The organism is Arcicella sp. (genome assembly GCF_964672035.1).
Genome location: NZ_CBABQS010000079.1, coordinates 1 through 20949, shown reverse-complemented (window position 1 = coordinate 20949; position 20949 = coordinate 1). Strand labels below are relative to the sequence as shown.

Below are 20949 nucleotides of genomic sequence, written 5' to 3'. Positions count from 1 at the left end.
GGCATTTATCATTATCATATAACTTCCGACGACCCGTATATAAATGGTAGTGGTTATTATGGAACACCAGGAACAGTGAGTAAATAATGGACAAATTAGCAACTCTGATCTTAGTAATTTTTAGTCTTTATTCTTGCAAAAAAAAGGCTTCGAAAATAGAACAAACCTCTGTCGAAATTCCTGAAAGTATTGTGGTATTGGCGGATACCAATCTTTCAGAAAGACAGAGGGTTTTGTTCTATGCCCAAAAACCATTTTCTGGATTTGTTATTGAAAGTTATCCAAACGAAAAATTGGCTTCCAAAAATGGCTACTTAAACGGAGAATTAGAAGGAAAACAAGAAAAATGGTATTCAAATGGCTCAAAAATGGAAATTCGTTTTTATCACGACAATCGAAAAGTAGGGAAACATACAGGTTGGTGGGAAAATAAACAGATGAAATTTGAGTATTTTATCGAAAATGATATTCCCGTAAAAACGCACCGAGAATGGTATCCAAACGGACAATTATTTTCACTTTCAAATTATGATAACGAAGGGCAACCCGAAGGAAAACAACAAATGTGGTTTGAAACGGGGCAAATAAAGGCAAATTATATTATCAAAGGTGGAAGACGATTTGGCTTTCTTGGAGCAAAAGGATGCATGGGCGAAAACGAGAAAAAACAAACGGGTCTAAATTTCAAAAAGAACCTTTGAGCAACTTCCCGAAGGTAAAAAAACTTTCTGGATTTAAATGTCTATGAAAAATTCAACATAAAATCCATAAAATGAATCGCTATATTCTAAATATTTTCTTATCAATTATTCTTTTTTCATGTGCTAAAAAACAAGAACGGAATCAAGAAAAAAGCCTTCCATTCTATCATACCGCAGATTTTACACCACAATGGATTGCTGATAAATCTCAATTAGACACACTTCATACGCTCGCAAATTTTGAATTTACTAACCAAAATAATCGAAAAATTACGCAGGAAAACTTGAGAGGAAAAATCCATGTTGCTTGTTTTTTCTTTACAATTTGTCCGAGTCTTTGTCCAAAAATAATGAAAAATATGAAGGTGGTACAAGATTCACTGAAAGATGACGAAAACTTTCTAATTGCTTCATACAGCGTCATGCCTGAGCGTGATGGTGTATCAGCATTACACAAATATGCCACGGAAAATAAAATCATTGAGAACAAATGGCACTTGCTAACGGGCGATAAAGAACAGATTTATCAATTGGCTCGTAAATCCTATTTTGCCGATGAAAACTTGGGCGTTCAGAAAGGCGTAAATGATTTTTTACATACCGAAAACTTTATTTTAGTCGATAAAAACCTGCACATTAGAGGGATTTACAATGGTACTTTATCCTTAGAAATTGAGCAATTGATAAAAGATGTTGGAGCGTTGGAAAAGGAATAACTACAATACCTCCACTCCTACTCCCTGATAGTCAACTAATTGACTATCATCAATTGTATCATCTGTCAGCATTACATCAATCTGTTGATAAGAACAAACGACATAATTTTCAGCCGTATTTAGTTTATCAGCCGTTACCAAAGCAATTACTTTTTCTGAGACTTCAGCCATTTTACGTTTCACGACGCTCTCACCCCAATCGGGCATGGTTATTCCAATTTTATGGTGCATTCCACATACGCCCAACAAGAAAATATCCGCTCTAATTTTACTCAAAAGCTCAATAACTTCCGTTCCATAGGTATTTTGTGCATCTTTAAAAACCCTTCCGCCTAACATAAATAGCTCAATATTGGGATGTTCGCACAGAATTTGAGCAATGGGAATACTGCTCGTAAAAACGGTTGCCTTCAAATCTGGGGACATCAATCTGGCTACTTCCATATTTGTGGAACCGTTATCCAAAATAATGACTTGCCCATCTTTGAAAAATTGTTGGGCTTTTTGAGCCAACACAATTTTTTCTTCGTGTAGAATATTAATCCGCTCCGTTAATTTATAAGGACTTGGGGATTTAGGAATTGCACCGCCATGTACTTTTTTGAGGAGACCGTTTTCAGCTAATTCATTCAAATCCCTTCTAATGGTATCATCCGACACATTCAAGATTTCGGATAACTGCACAGAAGAAACTCGTTGGTCGGTATCCAACATTTTCAAAATAATTTGCAAACGTTCTTCTCTGAGCATTTTTACGGTTTTTATCGTTTTATTTCACACAAACTTAATGTTAAATTTTGAAATGTGCGTTTTTATTCGGTAAATTTGTTTAGATATTTACAAATACGGAATAAAACCGAATCATTATGCACATTGAACACATTGCCATTTGGACAAATCAGTTAGAGGTTTTGAAGGATTTCTATGTTAAATATCTTAAGGCAAAATCAAATGGCAAATATTATAATCCAACTAAAGCCTTTACCTCTTACTTTTTAACCTTTGAAAAAGGCGCTCGGTTAGAAATTATGCAAATGCCCAATATTAGCGTTTCATCCGACAATGTTTACCAACAATTCACGGGGTTAACGCATTTTGCTATATCAGTAGGCAGTAAAGAAACCGTAGATTCATTGACCGAAAAATTCCGAAATGATGGCTTTGAAGTAGTTGGCGAACCCAGAACAACGGGCGATGGTTACTATGAAAGTGTAATATTGGACCCGGATAGAAATAGAATAGAAATAACGATTTAAAAACAATAAAAATGCAAAGATTATTAATTGATATGGATGACGTGATGGCGGATACCAGCCAAAAAATCATCAACATGGTAAATGATGCTGCTAATAGTAATTACACCAAAGATATTTTGATTGCTGACCCGAAAATCAAGGAAGAATATCAGGAAAAATATCTTCCTCTCAGACACAAACTTTGGGATAAAGGTTTTTTCAGAGATATTCCTTTAATGCCTGATGCACAAGAAGTTATTGGCAAATTATACGAAAAATACGAGATATTTATTGTTTCAGCCGCCACCGAATTTCCAAATTCAATGTCAGAAAAATTGGAATGGTTAGAAGATTATTTTCCGTATATCGGTTGGAGTCATACCGTTTTTTGTGGACATAAATGGATGATTAGAGCTGAGTATATCATTGATGACCATGAGAAAAATTTGATTAATTTTACGGGAATAGGTTTACTTTTTGATGCTCCACACAATAAACATATTACTGAATTTCAACGAGTTAACTCTTGGAAACACATAGAAACGACATTACTATAATTATTTTGAAAAATATTATCACGCACACAAACAATGGGCGAATTGCTCGGGCTGCAACCAATACTTTATTTTTCCTTTGTGGTTTAAGTTTCGCTTCTTGGGCATCCCGCATTCCTGATGTAAAAGTTTTTCTGAAACTCAGTGATGCTGCGCTGGGTTCTGTACTATTTGCAATGCCCATAGGGAGTTTAATAGCCTTGCCAGTTACTGGCTTAATTATTGGCAAATTCGGGAGCCGTAATATTACCATTCTTTCTTTAGTTTTTTACATCATTGCTTTACCCCTTTTAGGACATGCACAAACGCCATTAGCCTTAGCAATTGCCTTATTTATTTTTGGTTTTGGGAGCGATATGCTGAATATTGCCATAAATGTACAAGCGGTAAATGTTGAAAAAATCCAGAAAAGGTCAATCATGTCCTCTTTTCATGCCATTTTTAGTATCGGGTTTATGATTGGAGCAGCGTTGGGAGGATTAATTGCCAAACAAGGTATCACACCGTTTAAGCATTTAACGGCTGTTGGCGTGTTAGATTTGTTAATGGGGATTGCTGTTTACAAATTTCTCACCATCAATGATGAAAAATCAAGCGAGGCACAACCTTTGTTTGCCTTGCCCGATAAGTCCCTGATTTTATTAGGTATCATCGCCTTTTGTGCAATGTTGTCGGAAGGTGCAATGGCCGACTGGAGCGTTTTATATTACAAACAAGTGTTGAATAATCCGAACGGATTTGCCACGGCTGGATTTACCGCATATTCAGTTTTAATGGTAGTAGGCAGAATATTTGGCGATAAAGTTGTTCAAGCCTTCGGACTTCGTAAAACGTTATTAATCAACTGTTTAATTTTGTTTATTGGCATGTCGGTGGCTTTAATTATCCAAAATCCGTACACAGTTATTATCGGTTTTGGCATTACAGGTTTAGGGCTTTCTACGATTGTACCTTTAATTTATGGAGAAGCTGGACACTCAAAAACGATGTCGGCAGGTGTAGCATTAGCCGCCATTACAACCGTTGGCATGGCAGGTTTTTTAATCGGTCCCGTGTTGATTGGCCATCTTTCTGAGTTTTCATCGCTACGAATTGCCCTTTCATCACTGATATTTATAGGATTATTCGGGGCATTTTTGACGACTAAAATAAAATGAAAGCAAAAGTAAAAATCTGCTGTATTTCCACCGAGGAAGAAGCAAAAATAGCGTTGGAATTTGGGGCTGATGTATTGGGTTTAGTGGCTAAAATGCCTTCAGGCCCAGGAACCATTGGCGATGATTTAATTCAGCATATTGTTAAATCTATTCCCTCAGAAACGCTTACTTTTTTACTGACTCCGAAAACAAATCCGTACGAAATTATTGCCCATCAACGACTTACAGGCACAAATTGTATTCAATTGGTCGATGCAGTAAAAGTGGAAGATTACAAAATTTTACGTCATAACTTACCGAATATCAAGCTCATACAAGTTATTCATATCATTGATAAAAACTCCTTAGAAGAAGCCAAACAATATGCCGAAGTGGCCGATATGATTTTATTAGACTCTGGCAATCCGAATCTTTCTGTAAAAGAATTGGGCGGAACGGGCAGAGTTCATAATTGGGAATTGAGTCGCAAAATTGTGGCAAGTATTGCCAAACCAGTCTTCTTGGCGGGTGGTCTAAAACCCGAAAATATACGTGAAGCCATTGCGTATGTAAAACCTTATGGGGTGGATATTTGTAGTGGTGTACGCACGAATGGAAAATTAGATGTAGAAAAAATGTGGCGATTTTTCAATGCATTGGAAACCTAAAATTTTAATGTTTAAAAAACGCAAAAAACGACTTTTCGAGATTTCAAAGGTCGTTTTTTGCGTTTTTTTAAATTTTCTTTTTTATCATTCATTTTACACGTCAGGTCTATTTTTTAAAATTAGCCACAATTGTTAAACAATGATATCTCATTACAGTACACGTATATCTTCAGAGGTTACCGAATCGTCAACCGATTTACAACTAAATACTTAAATAATCCAGAAGTTATTAATTCCCAATCATTTACTTTTGAGTAAAACATACTGATTGTAAATAAAAATAAAGTATATTTAGCTACAAATACAATACCGATTTATACTTTTATTGTGATATCGCCAATAATTAGATCTTTCTATGATTTTGGAATTCTTTGAATGAATGATTTAATCACTAAATAACACGCCACTAAACTTTAACAACAATGATAAAAAACATATTTATCAAACGTTTAGCAATCATCCTTATCACAACAATACTGGGAGGACTTATGATTGCAACTCCAGCATATTTAAATTCGGAGATGACAATCAATCATTATTTGTCAACGATATTAATGATTAGTTCCTTTGTGCTGGTTAGTTGGTCATTGAATATTACATTTTCTGTTTATTTTATCCAAGCAGTCAAATCAATATGGTGGAAATGGACTTTCAGTACTATTTGCTTGATTTTAGTGTTTAGCGCTTTTCATTCGATTACTCGGCATTTTTTTTTCCGAATGGCATTTCCTGATTTGTTACTCTTTCGTGTGCTCGTTATTACCTTGGTTAATACCGTAGTTTTTTCGTTTAATATGATGGCCGAAATTAACGACACAAATTTAAAAATAGAAGACGAAAATACACAGCTGAAAATAAGTTGGTTAAAAATAGAATTAGAACAATTAAAAAATCAAACAAATCCTCATTTTTTGTTTAATGCTTTATCTTCATTAAAATTCTTGATAAGTGTTAACCCTCAAATTACAGAAAGGTATTTGATAAAACTATCCGAATTTTTAAGAGTAAGTATCCGTGAAAATAAAGATTTGGTTTCGCTTGATAAAGAACTATACCTGTGTAGCAATTATATCTATTTACAAAAAATGCATTTTCAAGAAGGCTTAATATATGAGACTAAGATTGACCAAAATTCACAGAATAATCGAATTCCATTTTTTGCCCTGCAAATGTTAGTAGAAAATGCCCTTAAACACAATATCGTGAGTTTGGTTAATCCACTTAATATTCGAGTTGAAGTAAATGGAAATATTCTTGAGGTCAGCAATAATATTCAAGCCCTTCTTTTACCTCAATCAAGTTCAAAGACCGGACTTCAAAACCTTAATGAAAGAATGAAAATTTTGACTGGGCAGCCAATCATCATAACCGAAGACCAACAGTTTTTCAAAGTTCAATTTGCGCTTTTAAATCCATAAAATAAGTCAGGGAAAAAGACGGAATGTTCATCACCTAAAACCGCTGTAACTATTTAAATAAATTGATTCGAGAGATTTTACAAGAATTTCAAAGGAGAATCTTGTCATCCAATACTATTAACAGTTTTAATTTTTTCGATGAGCAGTTAAACGAGTAGGGAAATGAAAAATATAGCACATTTTCTTAATGCATATTACTGGCAAAGGTTAAATTGAATGTTGAATAATATCCAACATTCCAGAAACCAGATTAAATGAAGCCTCCCCGCATGATTTTGGGTCTAATGCCACTCCGGTGAATAGTCAAATTTGAATTTATTCGCAATAAAGTCATTTTACTAAACAGACTCTTAGTATTTATAAATCCTCTTGTATCATAAACCAACCGTAATTCATGGCCATTTTCCAATAATTTACTCCCGCATTCAAAATCTGTATAAATTCGTAAACTTAAAGTAGCAGAGTCCTGTGTTCTTTAGACTGTTTTCTTTATATAATGAGGAGATTATAGACCCAAACACTCTTGAAATATCTCTCTACCATTCAAAAAAAATACGAAAAGGTCAGTCATCAAGATATTCAACATTGACTCCAAAAAAAAACCATTTGGGATTCAAATGGTTTTGCTTAAAAATTCAGAAGTTTAGTGTAATAATAAATGTTTTCGTAAGACAATTGCCTGTGGAGAAGGATTCCATCTCCCCAGACACTGTACACCATTAACCATTTTTATAAACAAAAACTTGAAATATGTCTTTACATAAAGACATTACAATATATTTTTAAGTAAGGCTGAATAAATTAAAACAATATTCAACAATGCTATACTATGCTAATTTTTATTATGCAAATATAAAAATATTTTCAGCAAATCAAAATTAATTCATAAATTTTTATGCTAAAATGAACGTAATATAAGGCGGTAAATACATTAAAAACATTAAATTTGTTTAATAAATATTCACCCAACACTTTTCCATGAAAATTATTAATTTCAGTGCTAACTCAATTAAACCTAAATTTCAGCAGCTCATTGAATACATCATAAATGCTATTGAAGAGGGAACACTTGTTCGTGGACAGAAGCTACCTTCCATCAATGAAGTCTCTGAAAGCTCTGGAATTGCTCGAATGACCGTGGCAAAAGCTTACGATGAACTTCGTGCTTTAGGGCTTGTTACGTCCCATCATGGCAAGGGTTTTTATGTATCGAGTACTGATACCAGAAATCAACTAAATTTATTTGTACTTTTTGATGCTTTGACACCCTACAAAGAAATTTTATATGATACTTTAATCGCAAATTTAGGGGAAGGAATCAATGTAAATATGTTCTTCCACCATCATAATTTAAAGGTTTTTGAAAATTTAGTTTTGAACAATGTCGGACACTATAATTTTTATGTAGTAATGCCTCATTTTAGAGAAGACGTCAGCAAAATATTACAAAATATTCCTAAAGAAAAGCTATTGATTTTAGATATTGATACCCCAAAATTAGGAGATGATTATGCTATTTTATACCAAGATTTTGAAAAAAATATCTATCAAGGGCTGTGTGAAGCACTTTTTTTGATAAAAAAATACCGAACGCTTTCATTGGTTTTGAGTAGTAAAAACTTTCAATATACCCCAATTGGTATTATCAACGGTTTTGAAAAATTTTGCATAGAAAATCAGATTAGGTATGAAATAATTTCCAATTTAGAGGAGGAAGAACACCTTCAAAAAGATCATGCTTACTTAGTTTTTAGAGAAAATGATTTGGTTCGTTTCATCAATTGGTCAAATAAAAAAGGCTGGAAATTGGGTGAAGACATTGGGCTAATTTCTTACGATGATACGCCGATCAAAGAGATTCTGGCGGAAGGAATTTCGGTGATTTCCAATGATTTTGTGCTCATGGGTAAGCGGGCAGCAGAGATGATTCTTTCCCGTGAAAAAGGGCGATTTGTGAACGAAAGTCGGTTTATTGAGCGGAAATCTTTATAAGACTTTTACGCTCAATAACATTCAAATAGCCATTTTTTTTAATTTATTGAATCGCTATCGCATAAGCAAATAAAGCATGATTAGCCCGCAAAAAAGACAGTAACAGCTCTTAAAACCCACGTTAAAAACTCATCTCCCCAGTCGGAAGACATAGTTCCTTTTCCTGCCACCATGCACCAAACATCTCCTTTTTTGATGTAGGTTTAAACTGAACAAACATCCAAATTAAGGCTCCAACGGGCGTAATCCAAATCTTTCTTGCAAGAACTTAGAAATAAGTGTTAGAAGACTATAAATTAAGGCATTTTTCATTGCAGTTTGTGTTTTAAATTTGTGATTATTGATTTCATTATATTTCTTTCGACCTCAGCCAAGAAGTAATTCATGCGAAACTAATTATGACATCTCTGTGGAATTTTTCGACTTAAAAAACATAAAACCTGTAATTATCCCAAGTACATACATTACTCAAACACGCTTTAAATCGTCATTTCTCACTAAATCTTCCAATAGCTGTTTTGAGTAAGTATGATTCAAAGACATTTGAGCTTTCGGGACAAAATAGGTTGCCAAAATAGAAGCCGTCCAGATTTCGAACCATAAAAAGCAAATAGGAAGTATAAATGAAACGCCTCTTGGAAGTACCCAAATCATCGGAATTATTAATAAAATCTCATGGGTAAGCAAATCTTGAAGGAATGGAAATTAATAAAATAACATTCTTAGACTGATTATTTTTTGTTAAATTTTTTCGTCTTTTCTGCGAATATCAACGCTCTTTAAAGAAAAGAGGAAAGATTTAAGCAAAAAAAACGTAGAAAGAATGTTACTTCATTGAATTCCGTCGGGGCAAATAAGATCGGGCAAATTTTCGTAAACAGGTAAATGGGTAAGATTTTGTCTTGAAAAATGTAGTTTATTCCGTTTCAAATGGGAATGGTTACGTTAAAAAAACACCCTTGAAAACCACCCCCCAAACCCTTGCCACCACCCAGACATTTGGAAACTCCAACACAAATGAGAGGCAACCAAAACCAAAAGAATGACTACGAATGGTTTAATAGAAGCACCTTTGAAGTAATCAAAAATCAAGAATCCAATTGCTACAAGTTCAGTAATATACAGGGCATAAGTTAGCGCAACGGGAAAAGGTAATCCGCCAAAAATTATCATGGCTCGCCCAATCCCTGGACCAATCATCAGAAGTGAAGTTCCAATCATATACCGTAAATGTGAGGCGGTATTTTTTCGATTCATCATGGCTAAAATGTAGTAAAAGCTAAAAGAAAAAAGGACAGGAATATCCACCGAAAGACTTCCAATTACAGCCTCTTGCGGCATTAGAGCTATATTTTTAAAATATGCAACTTTTGTAACCAAGAAAATTGAAAAGATTAAAAGCGGAATTTGGACGTAAGAAATTTTTCCTAATTGACGATGCCATTCACGCTTATTGAGTCGAATTAGGATGGGTTGAATAATTAACATCGCAAACCACGACATTAGCATCGCCCCGTGAAAATGGTGGGCATAAGAGAGTCCTTCAAAATTTGGAAATTTGACGGTATAAGTAAAATGAAAACCAATAAAGGCACAGATTAAGATTCCGACAAAAAAGTAGCTGATATTTTGGTAAGATTTTTCCATGATTAGTGTTTGGTAAAATTTATTCATGGATACTCAAATCCTACCCATGAATAAATTGTGTTTTAAAAATTATTTCAACAATCCTCTTTCTTGGTTTTTTCCGTGACCATTCCTGTGAATCTTGATACATAATCTCGATTAGAAGAGGCAAAAGGATTTCTGAAACCATTATTATTCAAAGGCATTTTATTCGATTTTGTCAAACTGCCCAATTTAATGGCACTTATTGAAACATTATCAACCATAATTCCATCAGGATTTACAGAATTAATAACCATTTCTACATGACCTTCAGTCTCCAAACTCACCCCAATTTGCATAGATATTACGGCATCTGTACCACCCGGAGGAATTCCGAATTTATAAATATCCATCTGATCAACCCAATATGGTCGCTGATCACCAAGAGCCATTCCAGAAGGAATTCTTGGGAATAAACTCATGAGAACGGTATCCTCCACATCGTTACAAATTAGTTTACTTTCAAAAATTTGATTGAAGTCAAACCTTCTACCCGCAACAACTGAGATAATATTTACTTTACTAAAAATTAAGTAATCACCAGCAGAAAGATTAAGTCTTGCTACAACTTGATTCCATTTTGATAATTTTTGCGGTTCATCTATGTGAACCATGAATCCGTCTAACATCTTGTTTGTTGTTTAGAATGATAAGAAATTAAAAATAATATTTTTGAAATTTTACTTTTCATCTTGTTTAAACCCAATCGCTCCTACATAAATAATTTTCCATTTTCCATCCATTTTTTCTAAGTTTCTTACTTCGTGAAAATTGGTTTTTGTTCCATCTTTGGCCGTAACCATTTGATCATAATAAGTAAAAGCCGAAGTACCGTTAATATGAATAACATAACCCGAATTCGAGAATATATCTCCATTGGGTGGCCCCATCATTGCCATTAAATCCTTGATTGATTTTTCAGAATCTGCGGCTGATTTTGCCGTTGTATAATGTACGTTGCCACTTTCAGCGACTAACATCAATGAATAAGGTTTGTTGGCATGGCACGAAATCATTGCATCAGCATCACGATTATTGAATGATTGCGTTTCTTTTTCGCAAACCGCCTTGATGGCTTCTTCCTCTTTTGATTGCGCAAAACTCGACATAGTAATTCCTAAGAAAAGGATTGTAATGAGGCTTGCTACCCGTTTGATTATTTTCATTGTCTTTTTTGTTAAGGGTAATTAATGTTTTGAATGATACAAAACTACCGAATCAAAAACCTTCAAAAAATAACCTTTATTACTCAAAAAATATCGTAAATCCATCATTTATAAGCCATTATAATTGTTAATCAAAAGTAAAGACCGTTTAATAAGTATCGTGTAACCCTTTATACACATAATTTTAGCATAAAAAAAAGCCACGCACTTTGCGTAGCTTTTCTTTTGTTCGAGAAATTTAATTAAGCGCAATTAACTGTTTCACATTACTCAAAACTGGTTTTGCCGTCTCTTTCAAATAGATCTTTTGCGTTTTTCCGTATTTATTACTAAGCTCGAAAAGATATTTCCCATCCGCCAAATCTTCTAAATTCAAATCAACTTTAGCTTGGTTTTCGGATTTATCCATACACTTTGTGTATAAAGTAATTCCGTCTTTATCTTTCAGAACCATCCGCAAAACGCTATTGTCACCATCACGTTTTGATAATAAAACACGCATTTTGAATTCATTTTCCTTGCCATTAAATTTCGCATAATAAGAAGGCGTTGCAATCACACTTGGATTTAGATTTTCAACCTCTGCTACTTCTTGTGCCTTTACAGTCTGTGCAAACAACATTGCTACGAAAGCAATTTTAAATAGATTTTTCATGATTTTTTTGTTTAAGTTTAATTCGGTAAGTTCGTTTGAACATGACAAAATTAGTTACTGAAACAGTATGCTGAAATAACCTATTACATTCAAAAAAATAGCTAAATACCTGACAATTAACCATTTAATCAATATTAACACCGTTGGATAAATTGGGTATAACCTTTTATACACATCGATCTAACCTATTGAAGTTTCTATTTAGTATTTGGGACTTGGGGTTTATTTGGACACGCAATAAAATCAAAACTTGCCCATCTATTAATCTTAGATTTTGTCAATAAACCATAATCAGGATTTTGTACGATATCAAGTCCCCAATCTTTCAAACTTGAAAATTTACTGTCAGTTGTCATGTCCATATTATCACAATTCTTCCCGCCAAATATATTTCCTGGTCCCCATTCCCAAGCCATCCATCCAATTTCATTAGCTTGACAGATTCGAGCAATTCTTTTATAATTTATTTCTCCTTCCGTCCCACACATTGTTTCTGGATTGCCAATTGCTCCGTATCTGGTCAATTCGCCCACAACAAAAGGAATTTTTGCATTAATTGCTTTTTGAAAAGTTGCGGTAATAAAATCCTCCGTTGCACCCCCATTTTGAGGCCAGTAAGTATGCACTGAAAAAATTAAATTTCTATTCACATCACTATCCAAAAGTTCATCCGAAACGGTTTTAGGTTGACCTGTCCTTATATATGAAAAACAATTTAAACTTTTTCCTCTGTCCAAACCATCAATCATTAATGGACAAATGAGTCCAGCTTTTCTAATTCTATCAATTGCTTTACTGTAACCTGCCACAAAAGCATCAGTTTTTAAATTGAAATCTTCCAAATTATTTTCATCCAGTACGTCGGCACATTCATTTCCTATATTAATAATTATATGTCCTTGATGTTTATCCAAGACCTTTACAATTTCAGGATTTGTCCAAAAATCAACATATAAGTTTAACTTTGAAAATCCACCATCCTCATCATCAGTGTAATCCCACAAACCGATAATAGGAATAAGTTTATTACTACTACATTTTGTTAAGACATTATCCAATTCAAGACTCGTAGTTTTGATAAGATTGGGGCGGGCTGTTCCCCACGCTATGCGAACACAATTAGCGTTAGTTTTTGCAATTTCTTTAAAGTTATCCTCACCAGTGGGGTCAATATTATCAAATATTACCATTTTATTGACACCCCGTAAGATTATTTGTTCGCCACAGGGATCAAACAGTTTATTTAATTTAGTATCCAAATGAATGGTTGCAACCTTCAAAAAAGCGGGATTACAACTCATAAGGAGCGGGATAAAGAGAAGAGATAATATTTTTTTCATTTTTCTAAGTATTTAAGAGATAAGTTACTGATAATCAATTTTTTAGAAGCCGTTCATTAATTGCCTTTGCTACGGCCTCTGTGCCACACTGAACGTGAAGTTTATGATAAATATTTTTCAAATGTCGCCTGACCGTTTCAATGGATATATGACATTCGATGCCGATCATTCGGTAAGAAAAACCTTTGGTTAATAACTCTAAAATTTCTTTTTCACGGTCGGTTAAATGGTAACTATTACTTGGCTTTTCTACGATTCTGAAGGTCTGTAAAACCCGTTTTGCAATCCCCGAGGACATGGGAGCGCCCCCCACAAGGACTTCTTTTATGGCATTAAAAAGTGAAGCAGAAGCATCTTTTTTAAGAATATATCCATCTGCACCGTAACTCAGACAGGTGAAAAGGCGCTCGTCATCATCAAAAACGGTATGCATAATTATTTTAATTTCAGGAAAGAGCCTTTTCACCTCCCTCACTCCCTCAATTCCATCGTATTCGGGCATGTCAATGTCCATAATTATCACATCGGGCCTGTCGGAGATAACTCTATTAATAATATCATACGTATTTGGATAGGAGCCTTTTACCATAAATTCATTTGAACTACCGATTAGCATTTCAACTAAATCACGGAGTTTTTCATTGTCTTCAAAAATAGAGATTGTCATGGTGGGTGTCCCTCGAACTCGAAGGGTTAAATGATTAGAGAATATTTTACAAAGGACGTAAATATCCAAGCACGTGTAAATAACCCTTTTGTGTGATTATATCAAAAATTCCAGATCAACTTTTGTGCCATGCCCTTCTTTTGAATTGAGCAGAAATTTACCATGTAACTTTTCTGCTCGGTTTTTCATATTTTTAATACCATTTCGAGCGGACGGTTTTGTGGTATCAAAGCCTTTACCATTATCCGTAATCACGAGGTTGAACTTTCGATTTTCAATGTTAATTTCTATTCGTACTTGCGTACATGCTGCATATTTTAGGAGGTTATTGATGGCTTCCTTAAAAATCAAATAAACATCTCTCCGTTGTTCCATTGTCATTTTAACATCCTCCACCTCTTGAGGCATAACTATCTGATAATCAATATTTTTAGCATCAAATAATTCAGAGGCATAACGACGCATTCGGGCGATAATATTACTCAAATCATCATTTTTGGGATTGATACTCCACACAATATCATCAATAGCATTTCCAACGGAGAGGGCATCGTCCGTAATTCGCCCAAGCAATAAATAAGCAGGATGGCTTTTATCAACCTGCTTTTTAGCGATGGTACTCAAAATACCAATTCCACTAAGTGTTGCCCCAATTTCATCGTGAAGGTCCGTCGAAATACGATTTCGGACGGCTTGCAATTTTAATAATTCATTGATTCGATAACGATAAAAGCTGTAAGCAATGCCAACGAGAACGGCGAACATCAACAAACGAAACCACCAAGTTCGCCAAAAAGGGGCGGCAATAATTACTTTCAAAGATTTTTCAGCCGTCATTTCTCCATTATCTGACAATGAACGAATCTTGAAATAATAATCGCCCTCTGGCACATTCGAGAAATACACATTGGCAGGGTTTTTTATTGTAATCCATTCATTATCAAACCCTTGCAATTGGTATTGTAATTTTATATTTTCAGGGTTAGCAAAGTCAATTCCCACAAATTCAAGAGAAAATGAACTCTCATTAGGTTGTAGATTTATAAAAGAAGCCTCTCCAATATAAGTTTCTGAGTTTAAAGATTTTTCATTTACTTTTAAATCCGTGATATATAATTTTGGGGGAATAATTTTCTGAAAACGATTTGGTTCTATCATCGTAATACCATTCATCCCAGGAAAAATCATTCGTCCATTTGACAATTTAAAGATACCCCACCAAGCATATTCAGTGGAAGTTGCCCCATCTTTGGATGTATAGTTTTTGAACGAATTTAACTTTTTATCATAAAACGAGATTCCACGGTTAGTAATCAACCAAAAGTCTCCGTTTTGATTTGGGATATACGTTGTGACAGCATTATCGGGCAAGCCTTGTGACTCATCCCAGACTTCGTATTGATAATTTCTGACATCAAATTTCCATAATCCTTTGTTCGTACAAAGCCAAAGGATATTTTTATCTTTTAAATCTGGAACAATATTTAAAACCCCAGCTTCTATTTTTTTCATCGGTTGAAGCTCCCATTTTCCCTTATTTTTTTTAAAACAGTTGAAACTACTCCACCAATTACTGGATATAAAAAGCTGTTGTGTTATGACATCATAGTAAGCAGGACGGCTATTTGTGTGAATATAATTTCTAAACTCTTCCAATTCACTTACCCTATAATTACCCTGTTTTTTAAGTACTTTATAAAAATGTGATTCTGCCAATACCAACCATTCCTGTTCTGAAATGGCTAAAACAGCAAAAATCTGTTCTTTTGAAGGATTGATAACAATTTTATCTTTAACATTAAAATCATTATCTACTCTAAATATTGAACCAAATCCAAACACTAATAACGTACTATCTGTATCATAAGAACAACCCTCAACGACTGGAAATCCCTTGATTCTTTTAATAATTTCACCTTCTGAATTTAGAATCATTGTCCGTTTTGCTTCATCATCAGATCGTAACCTAACAAAAATTTTGTCTTTTTGAACCCAAAACAAATCAATGATATTGTTTTCCAATTTGTATTTTTCAACATCATCTTTGTTTAACCAATGTTGGGTGTTTGAACCATTGAGATTGGTAAAATCAATGCCCCATCCCATCAAACTAACAAATAAATTTTGATTTTGGTCGATCAAAATATCCTCCACCCAACGGGCTGGAATACTTTTAGAATTTATAGGGTTAGGGGTAATTTGTTTAATGAATTTAGCTTGAATCTTATCAAAAATCAGAATTCCTGAAAAAGTGGATCCAACAAAAACTTGGGAGGAATTTGGACGAAAGGCAACACTGGTAAGTGAAACTATTTTTTGATTTTGAAAAGTACCAAAAGGTTGATAATGAAGGGTTTGATAATTAAATTTTATTAAACCCAATTCATTATTAGTTAGCCAAACGAGTGAATCATTTTCAACAAAAAAATATCTGGCTAAACTAATTTTAGGTTGTTTTTTGCCATCAAAAAAATGTTGAGCGTTGATTACTTTATCATTTTTTATGGTCAGTCGGGTTAAACCAAATTGGCTTTCCGAATAGAAAATTTGTTTAACTTCTTGAAAAGATAGGTTATTCACTTTTACATAATTAGAGAAAGTATTGGTAATAAACTTGGATGATTTATTTTTAGGATTATAGACAAAAACGCCTTTTTCAACAATGTAAAGCCATATTCTATTCAAATTATCAACATAAAAAGGTAAATGCTGACGCAGTTTCCCATCTTTAATGCAATCAAAATTTTCAAAAGAATCGTTTAAACGTGAATAATGATTTAAACCTGTTTCAGAAGCAAACCATAAATCGGCATTTTTATCCTCTTTAATAAATGCTATATACGACCCACTTCTTGTTGAATTATTTAATTTATAAACCTTACAAACCGAACCATCAAACCGATTTAAACCATTTTGTGTACCAATCCACAAAAAACCCTTGGAATCAGAAAACATGTCAGTTGCATTATTATTAGAAAGCCCACCTTCACGGGTAAGGTGGTTAAAAGAAAGGTTGAGAGATTGGGTGTAAACCCAATTCCCGAATAGGAGAATGACGAAAGTTAATAATGATTTCAAAATTTTATGGAATTTATTGAATCAAGTTCAATATTATTTCCATAAAAAACAATACAATTTAGGATAAATTACTAAACGGAAACTACTGAAAATCAACTTTTTAGCTTACTAAACTGTCTTACAAACAAAGTACGAATCGTTAGTCAGATAAGGGTTTCAACACTCAAACATATTCTCCATCAATATTGATTGGAGCATATTTCTCACTAAGGATTGATAAAATTTCTTTTAACCAGCGATAAAGACTGGCTATAAAGGCTTATTTATCTAAAGATTTTAAGACTCCGTTTAAAGTATCATGCGAAGCAATTCCATGAGGTAATTCCAACAATGTTCTGAGATTTAAGATAAAACAAAATCTTCCCGCATTGGATTAAAAACATCAATCAAGACTCCATCTTCCAAACAAACGGCTCCGTGAAGTACATCAGAGGGTACAAAATAAACATCACCAACTTTTAGCGTTTTCATTTCTCCATTAATCGTAATTTCAAAAATGCCACTGGTGATATAGCTGATTTGTAAATGCGGATGCTTGTGCGTTGCCCCAATGCCTCCCTTCACAAATGCCACTTTAACAAGCATTATGTCCTCATTATAAGACATGATTTTACGTTTGATTTTATCATCAACGATTTCCCACGCTATTTCATCATCCTCGACTAAAGTTTTGTTAAATTGTATCATTGTATAAATCTTATTTTTAGAAAAGCCTCTGTAGGTGAATACAGAGGCTTTTTATTTAATCTAATTTTAAAACAGCCATAAATGCCGATTGTGGAATCTCTACATTTCCAACCTGTCTCATTCGTTTTTTACCTTTCTTCTGTTTATCTAATAATTTACGTTTACGAGAAATATCACCGCCGTAACACTTGGCCGTAACATCTTTACGAAGCGCTTTCACTGTTTCACGAGCAATAATTTTTTGACCAATGGCAGCTTGAATGGCAATGTCAAATTGTTGTCTTGGCAATAATTCACGCAGTTTTTCGCAAAGACGTTTTCCCCAATCATAAGCCTTATCACGGTGAACGATGGCAGAAAGCGCATCTACTTTTTCACCATTCAGCATCACGTCCAACTTTACCATTTCTCCAACTTCGTAATTTTTATATTCATAATCCAATGAAGCATATCCACGGGAAATAGTCTTTAATTTATCAAAGAAATCGAAAACAACCTCCGAGAGTGGCAAATCAAATTGTAACTCTACACGGTCAGAAGTGAGATAAATCTGATTTTTTAAATCGCCTCTTTTATCCAAACACAATTTCATAATTGCCCCAACGTATTCTGCTTTTGTGATGATTTGAGCCTTTATAATGGGTTCTTCCACAAAATTAATCAAGTTGGGTTCTGGCAATTCAGAAGGAGCGGAAACCCAAATTTCTTCACCATCGGTCAGGGTAACTTTAAATTTTACCGATGGCACCGTCGTAATAACGGTCATATTAAATTCACGTTCCAAACGCTCCTGAACAATTTCCATGTGCAGCATTCCCAGGAACCCACAACGGAAACCAAAGCCTAAAGCCATGGAAGTTTCGGGTTCCCAAACCAAGGAAGCATCATTTAATTGCAGTTTGCCCATGGCATCTCTTAAATCCTCGAATTCAGTGGTTTCAACGGGATAAATACCCGCAAAAACCATGGGTTTAACTTCAGAAAATCCTTGAATAAAATCTTTGCAAGGACGGTCACGGTGCGTAATGGTATCACCTACTTTTACTTCTTTAGCTTCTTTAATACCAGAAATTAAATAACCCACATCGCCCGCACTGATTGACATTTTCGGTTCTTTTTCAAAACGAAGTGTTCCAATTTCATCGGCAAAATATTCTTTTCCTGTGGCCACAAACTTTACTTTATCCCCTTTTTTAATTTCACCATTAAACACCCGGAAAATTACTTCAATGCCACGGTATGAATTAAATTCAGAATCAAAAATTAGGGCTTGAAGCGGAGCGGCTGGATCGCCTTTCGGGGCTGGAATTCGGTGAATAACCGCTTCTAAAATATCCTCAATACCAATTCCTTCCTTCCCCGAAGCATGAATAATCGAATCACGGTCGCAGCCCAATAAATCCACAATTTGGTCTTTCACTTCTTCGGGCATTGCCCCGGGAAGGTCAATTTTATTCAATACTGGAATAATTTCTAAATCATGCCCGAGTGCCAGAAATAAATTTGAAATCGTTTGTGCTTCAATGCCTTGTGCCGCATCCACAATCAATAAAGCACCTTCGCAGGCAGCAATTGAACGAGAAACTTCATAAGAAAAATCTACGTGACCCGGCGTATCAATTAGATTGAATACATAACTTTCCCCATGAGAAACATAATTCATCTGAATGGCGTGCGACTTGATGGTAATGCCTCTTTCCCGTTCCAAATCCATGTCATCAAGCAACTGAGCCTGCATATTACGTTTTTGTACAGTTTCAGTAAACTCAATTAATCGATCTGCCAAAGTGCTTTTACCATGGTCAATATGTGCAATAATGCAAAAATTACGAATGTTCTTCACGATATTTATTTAACGGTATAAATGTTTTAATAGATTATAAGTAGTTTTTTATGTACTTTTCTATTCTAATATACTCAATACAAAATTACGCCCTTATCTTTGAAAATTATAATCGAATTGTTTATTTCTGAATATTATAACGATATATAAAATCCAACACTATTTTTTAATAAATTCACTAATCAAATGAATCTACTTTCTGAACTTAATTTGTTCCTCGAACAAATTAAAAAGTTGGGAGCCACTCTTCCTGAAGAAGATACATTCCTCATCGTACCAATTTTAAAAGAAAAATCATTTAAAAAAGGACAAATCGTTTTAAAAACTGGAGAGGTTTGTACCGAAACCTACTTTATAACCAAAGGTTTGATGAGAAGTTTTCATCAAATGCCAAATGGAAGTCAAAAAACGTATGTAATTTCCTCAGAACACAAACTTTTCACGGAACAATGTAGTTTCGTATCGCAAAAGCCATCCATGGATTACCTTGAAGCGGTGGAGGATACCGACGTTTTGTATTTTAGTTATCTTGATTTGAATGAACTTTATCAAAAATCGCACAAATGGGAATCAGTAGGAAGAAAAATTAGCGATGCCAATTTTATTGTCGCTAAAAATCGTTTGAGATCATTGATGAACGATGACGCACAAACTCGATATCTGAAATTTTTAAAATCTTACGAAAGTTTCTTAACTCGAATTCCTCAGCATATCATTGCCTCTTATTTAGGAATTACACCGCAATCATTAAGTCGATTAAAGCGTGAACTTGAAAATTGAGAAACAAAGAAGGAAAAGCTAATTGCTTTTCCTTCTTTGTTTCAAATCATTACCCATTGCATCATTAGCCCTGTCAAATAACCCAAATATGTCCCTAACGCATAACCCAAAATAGCTAATAAAACCCCCACAGAAGCTAATGAAGGATGAAAAGCTGCTGCGACAACCGAGGCAGATGCCGCACCGCCTACGTTTGCTTGCGAACCAACTGCCGTAAAAAAATAGGGTGCTTTGGTTAAATATGCAGCAATTAGCGTGAAAGAAGCATGAAAAAGCATCCAGATAATTCCGACTAAAAACAGTTGTGGTTTTTCAAAAACAGTAATAATATTCATTTTCATACCAATGGTGGCAATCAAAATAAATAGAAAAATACTGCCAAATTTTGATGCTCCGACTTTTTCAATATTTCTTACGGGCGTTTGGGAAAGAATCAAACCAAAAAGGGTAACCAATGAAATTACCCAAAATGAAGAAGAAGTGAGACTAAACTTTTTAAGATTTGGGAAATTATTACCAATAAAAGGTACAATTACCCCGGCACAAGCGTGGGCGAGTGCCGTCGTACCGAAACCAATAAAAAGTATTAATAACAAATCTGTAAAAGTTGGATTGCGTTGATTATCAGCGTATTCTTTTTCAATT

The 20949-nt window shown here is 34.3% G+C and carries 21 protein-coding genes and 1 pseudogene; 10 read left to right on the top strand and 12 right to left on the bottom strand.

Annotation, left to right across the window (positions count from 1 at the left end; genetic code table 11):
* From AC1W31_RS17060 to AC1W31_RS17050, 3 genes and pseudogenes are all read left to right on the top strand, one after another.
* A pseudogene (locus AC1W31_RS17060) lies at positions 1 to 87 on the top strand (YHYH protein); the annotation flags it as partial.
* Complete coding sequence (locus tag AC1W31_RS17055; protein WP_481735693.1) at positions 87 to 701, top strand: toxin-antitoxin system YwqK family antitoxin; 615 nt, start codon at positions 87 to 89, stop codon at positions 699 to 701. The pseudogene AC1W31_RS17060 and the gene AC1W31_RS17055, both read left to right, overlap by 1 nt.
* Before the next feature lie 71 nt (positions 702 to 772).
* Positions 773 to 1417, top strand: a complete 645-nt coding sequence (locus AC1W31_RS17050; RefSeq protein WP_481735692.1) for an SCO family protein — start codon at positions 773 to 775, stop codon at positions 1415 to 1417.
* On the opposite strand, the gene AC1W31_RS17045 is transcribed toward AC1W31_RS17050, so the two are convergent.
* Positions 1418 to 2167, bottom strand: coding sequence for a DeoR/GlpR family DNA-binding transcription regulator (locus tag AC1W31_RS17045; RefSeq protein ID WP_481735691.1), 750 nt, complete (start codon positions 2165 to 2167; stop codon positions 1418 to 1420).
* A 116-nt stretch (positions 2168 to 2283) separates the two neighbouring features.
* Between AC1W31_RS17045 and AC1W31_RS17040 the strand changes: the two genes are divergently transcribed.
* From AC1W31_RS17040 to AC1W31_RS17015, 6 genes are all read left to right on the top strand, one after another.
* Positions 2284 to 2673 (top strand): VOC family protein, encoded by a 390-nt coding sequence (locus AC1W31_RS17040; protein WP_481735690.1) that lies wholly within the window; start codon positions 2284 to 2286, stop codon positions 2671 to 2673.
* A gap of 11 nt (positions 2674 to 2684) precedes the next feature.
* Positions 2685 to 3209 carry a 5' nucleotidase, NT5C type gene (locus AC1W31_RS17035; RefSeq protein ID WP_481735689.1) on the top strand — a complete coding sequence of 175 codons (525 nt, stop codon included), beginning with the start codon at positions 2685 to 2687 and terminating at the stop codon, positions 3207 to 3209.
* A complete protein-coding gene (locus AC1W31_RS17030) occupies positions 3179 to 4363 on the top strand; it encodes an MFS transporter (protein WP_481735688.1) in 1185 nt (394 codons plus the stop codon). Before AC1W31_RS17035 ends, AC1W31_RS17030 begins: the two co-directional genes overlap by 31 nt.
* A complete protein-coding gene (locus tag AC1W31_RS17025; protein ID WP_481735687.1) occupies positions 4360 to 5010 on the top strand; it encodes a phosphoribosylanthranilate isomerase in 651 nt (216 codons plus the stop codon). Before AC1W31_RS17030 ends, AC1W31_RS17025 begins: the two co-directional genes overlap by 4 nt.
* Positions 5011 to 5432: 422 nt before the next feature.
* Positions 5433 to 6428 carry a sensor histidine kinase gene (locus tag AC1W31_RS17020; RefSeq protein ID WP_481735686.1) on the top strand — a complete coding sequence of 332 codons (996 nt, stop codon included), beginning with the start codon at positions 5433 to 5435 and terminating at the stop codon, positions 6426 to 6428.
* A gap of 978 nt (positions 6429 to 7406) precedes the next feature.
* Positions 7407 to 8420 carry a GntR family transcriptional regulator gene (locus AC1W31_RS17015; protein WP_481735685.1) on the top strand — a complete coding sequence of 338 codons (1014 nt, stop codon included), beginning with the start codon at positions 7407 to 7409 and terminating at the stop codon, positions 8418 to 8420.
* A 468-nt stretch (positions 8421 to 8888) separates the two neighbouring features.
* Here the strand turns inward: AC1W31_RS17015 and AC1W31_RS17010 are convergent, their stop codons facing one another.
* From AC1W31_RS17010 to lepA, 10 genes are all read right to left on the bottom strand, one after another.
* Positions 8889 to 9074: a hypothetical protein gene (locus tag AC1W31_RS17010; protein WP_481735684.1), complete on the bottom strand. Its 186-nt coding sequence runs from the start codon at positions 9072 to 9074 to the stop codon at positions 8889 to 8891.
* Between the two features lie 291 nt (positions 9075 to 9365).
* On the bottom strand, positions 9366 to 10067 hold the full coding sequence (locus AC1W31_RS17005; protein WP_481735683.1) for a hypothetical protein: 702 nt from the start codon (positions 10065 to 10067) through the stop codon (positions 9366 to 9368).
* A gap of 74 nt (positions 10068 to 10141) precedes the next feature.
* Positions 10142 to 10717, bottom strand: coding sequence for a hypothetical protein (locus tag AC1W31_RS17000; RefSeq protein ID WP_481735682.1), 576 nt, complete (start codon positions 10715 to 10717; stop codon positions 10142 to 10144).
* A 51-nt stretch (positions 10718 to 10768) separates the two neighbouring features.
* A complete protein-coding gene (locus AC1W31_RS16995; protein ID WP_481735681.1) occupies positions 10769 to 11254 on the bottom strand; it encodes a Cif family virulence factor in 486 nt (161 codons plus the stop codon).
* 238 nt (positions 11255 to 11492) lie between these two features.
* Positions 11493 to 11909: a hypothetical protein gene (locus tag AC1W31_RS16990; RefSeq protein ID WP_481735680.1), complete on the bottom strand. Its 417-nt coding sequence runs from the start codon at positions 11907 to 11909 to the stop codon at positions 11493 to 11495.
* A 197-nt stretch (positions 11910 to 12106) separates the two neighbouring features.
* Positions 12107 to 13249 (bottom strand): cellulase family glycosylhydrolase, encoded by a 1143-nt coding sequence (locus AC1W31_RS16985; RefSeq protein WP_481735679.1) that lies wholly within the window; start codon positions 13247 to 13249, stop codon positions 12107 to 12109.
* Between the two features lie 34 nt (positions 13250 to 13283).
* On the bottom strand, positions 13284 to 13916 hold the full coding sequence (locus tag AC1W31_RS16980; RefSeq protein ID WP_481735678.1) for a response regulator: 633 nt from the start codon (positions 13914 to 13916) through the stop codon (positions 13284 to 13286).
* Between the two features lie 96 nt (positions 13917 to 14012).
* Positions 14013 to 16994 (bottom strand): sensor histidine kinase, encoded by a 2982-nt coding sequence (locus AC1W31_RS16975; RefSeq protein WP_481735677.1) that lies wholly within the window; start codon positions 16992 to 16994, stop codon positions 14013 to 14015.
* 342 nt (positions 16995 to 17336) lie between these two features.
* Positions 17337 to 17681 carry a cupin domain-containing protein gene (locus AC1W31_RS16970; RefSeq protein ID WP_481735676.1) on the bottom strand — a complete coding sequence of 115 codons (345 nt, stop codon included), beginning with the start codon at positions 17679 to 17681 and terminating at the stop codon, positions 17337 to 17339.
* Positions 17682 to 17736: 55 nt separating this feature from the next.
* Entirely contained in the window at positions 17737 to 19524 is a 1788-nt protein-coding gene (gene lepA / locus AC1W31_RS16965) for a translation elongation factor 4 (RefSeq protein ID WP_481735675.1), read from the bottom strand.
* 186 nt (positions 19525 to 19710) lie between these two features.
* On the opposite strand from lepA, the gene AC1W31_RS16960 reads away from it, so the two are divergent.
* Positions 19711 to 20304 carry a Crp/Fnr family transcriptional regulator gene (locus AC1W31_RS16960; RefSeq protein ID WP_481735674.1) on the top strand — a complete coding sequence of 198 codons (594 nt, stop codon included), beginning with the start codon at positions 19711 to 19713 and terminating at the stop codon, positions 20302 to 20304.
* A gap of 41 nt (positions 20305 to 20345) precedes the next feature.
* Here AC1W31_RS16960 and AC1W31_RS16955 read toward each other — a convergent pair.
* A partial coding sequence (locus AC1W31_RS16955) for a DUF819 family protein (protein ID WP_481735673.1) occupies positions 20346 to 20949 on the bottom strand: 604 nt, incomplete at its 5' end.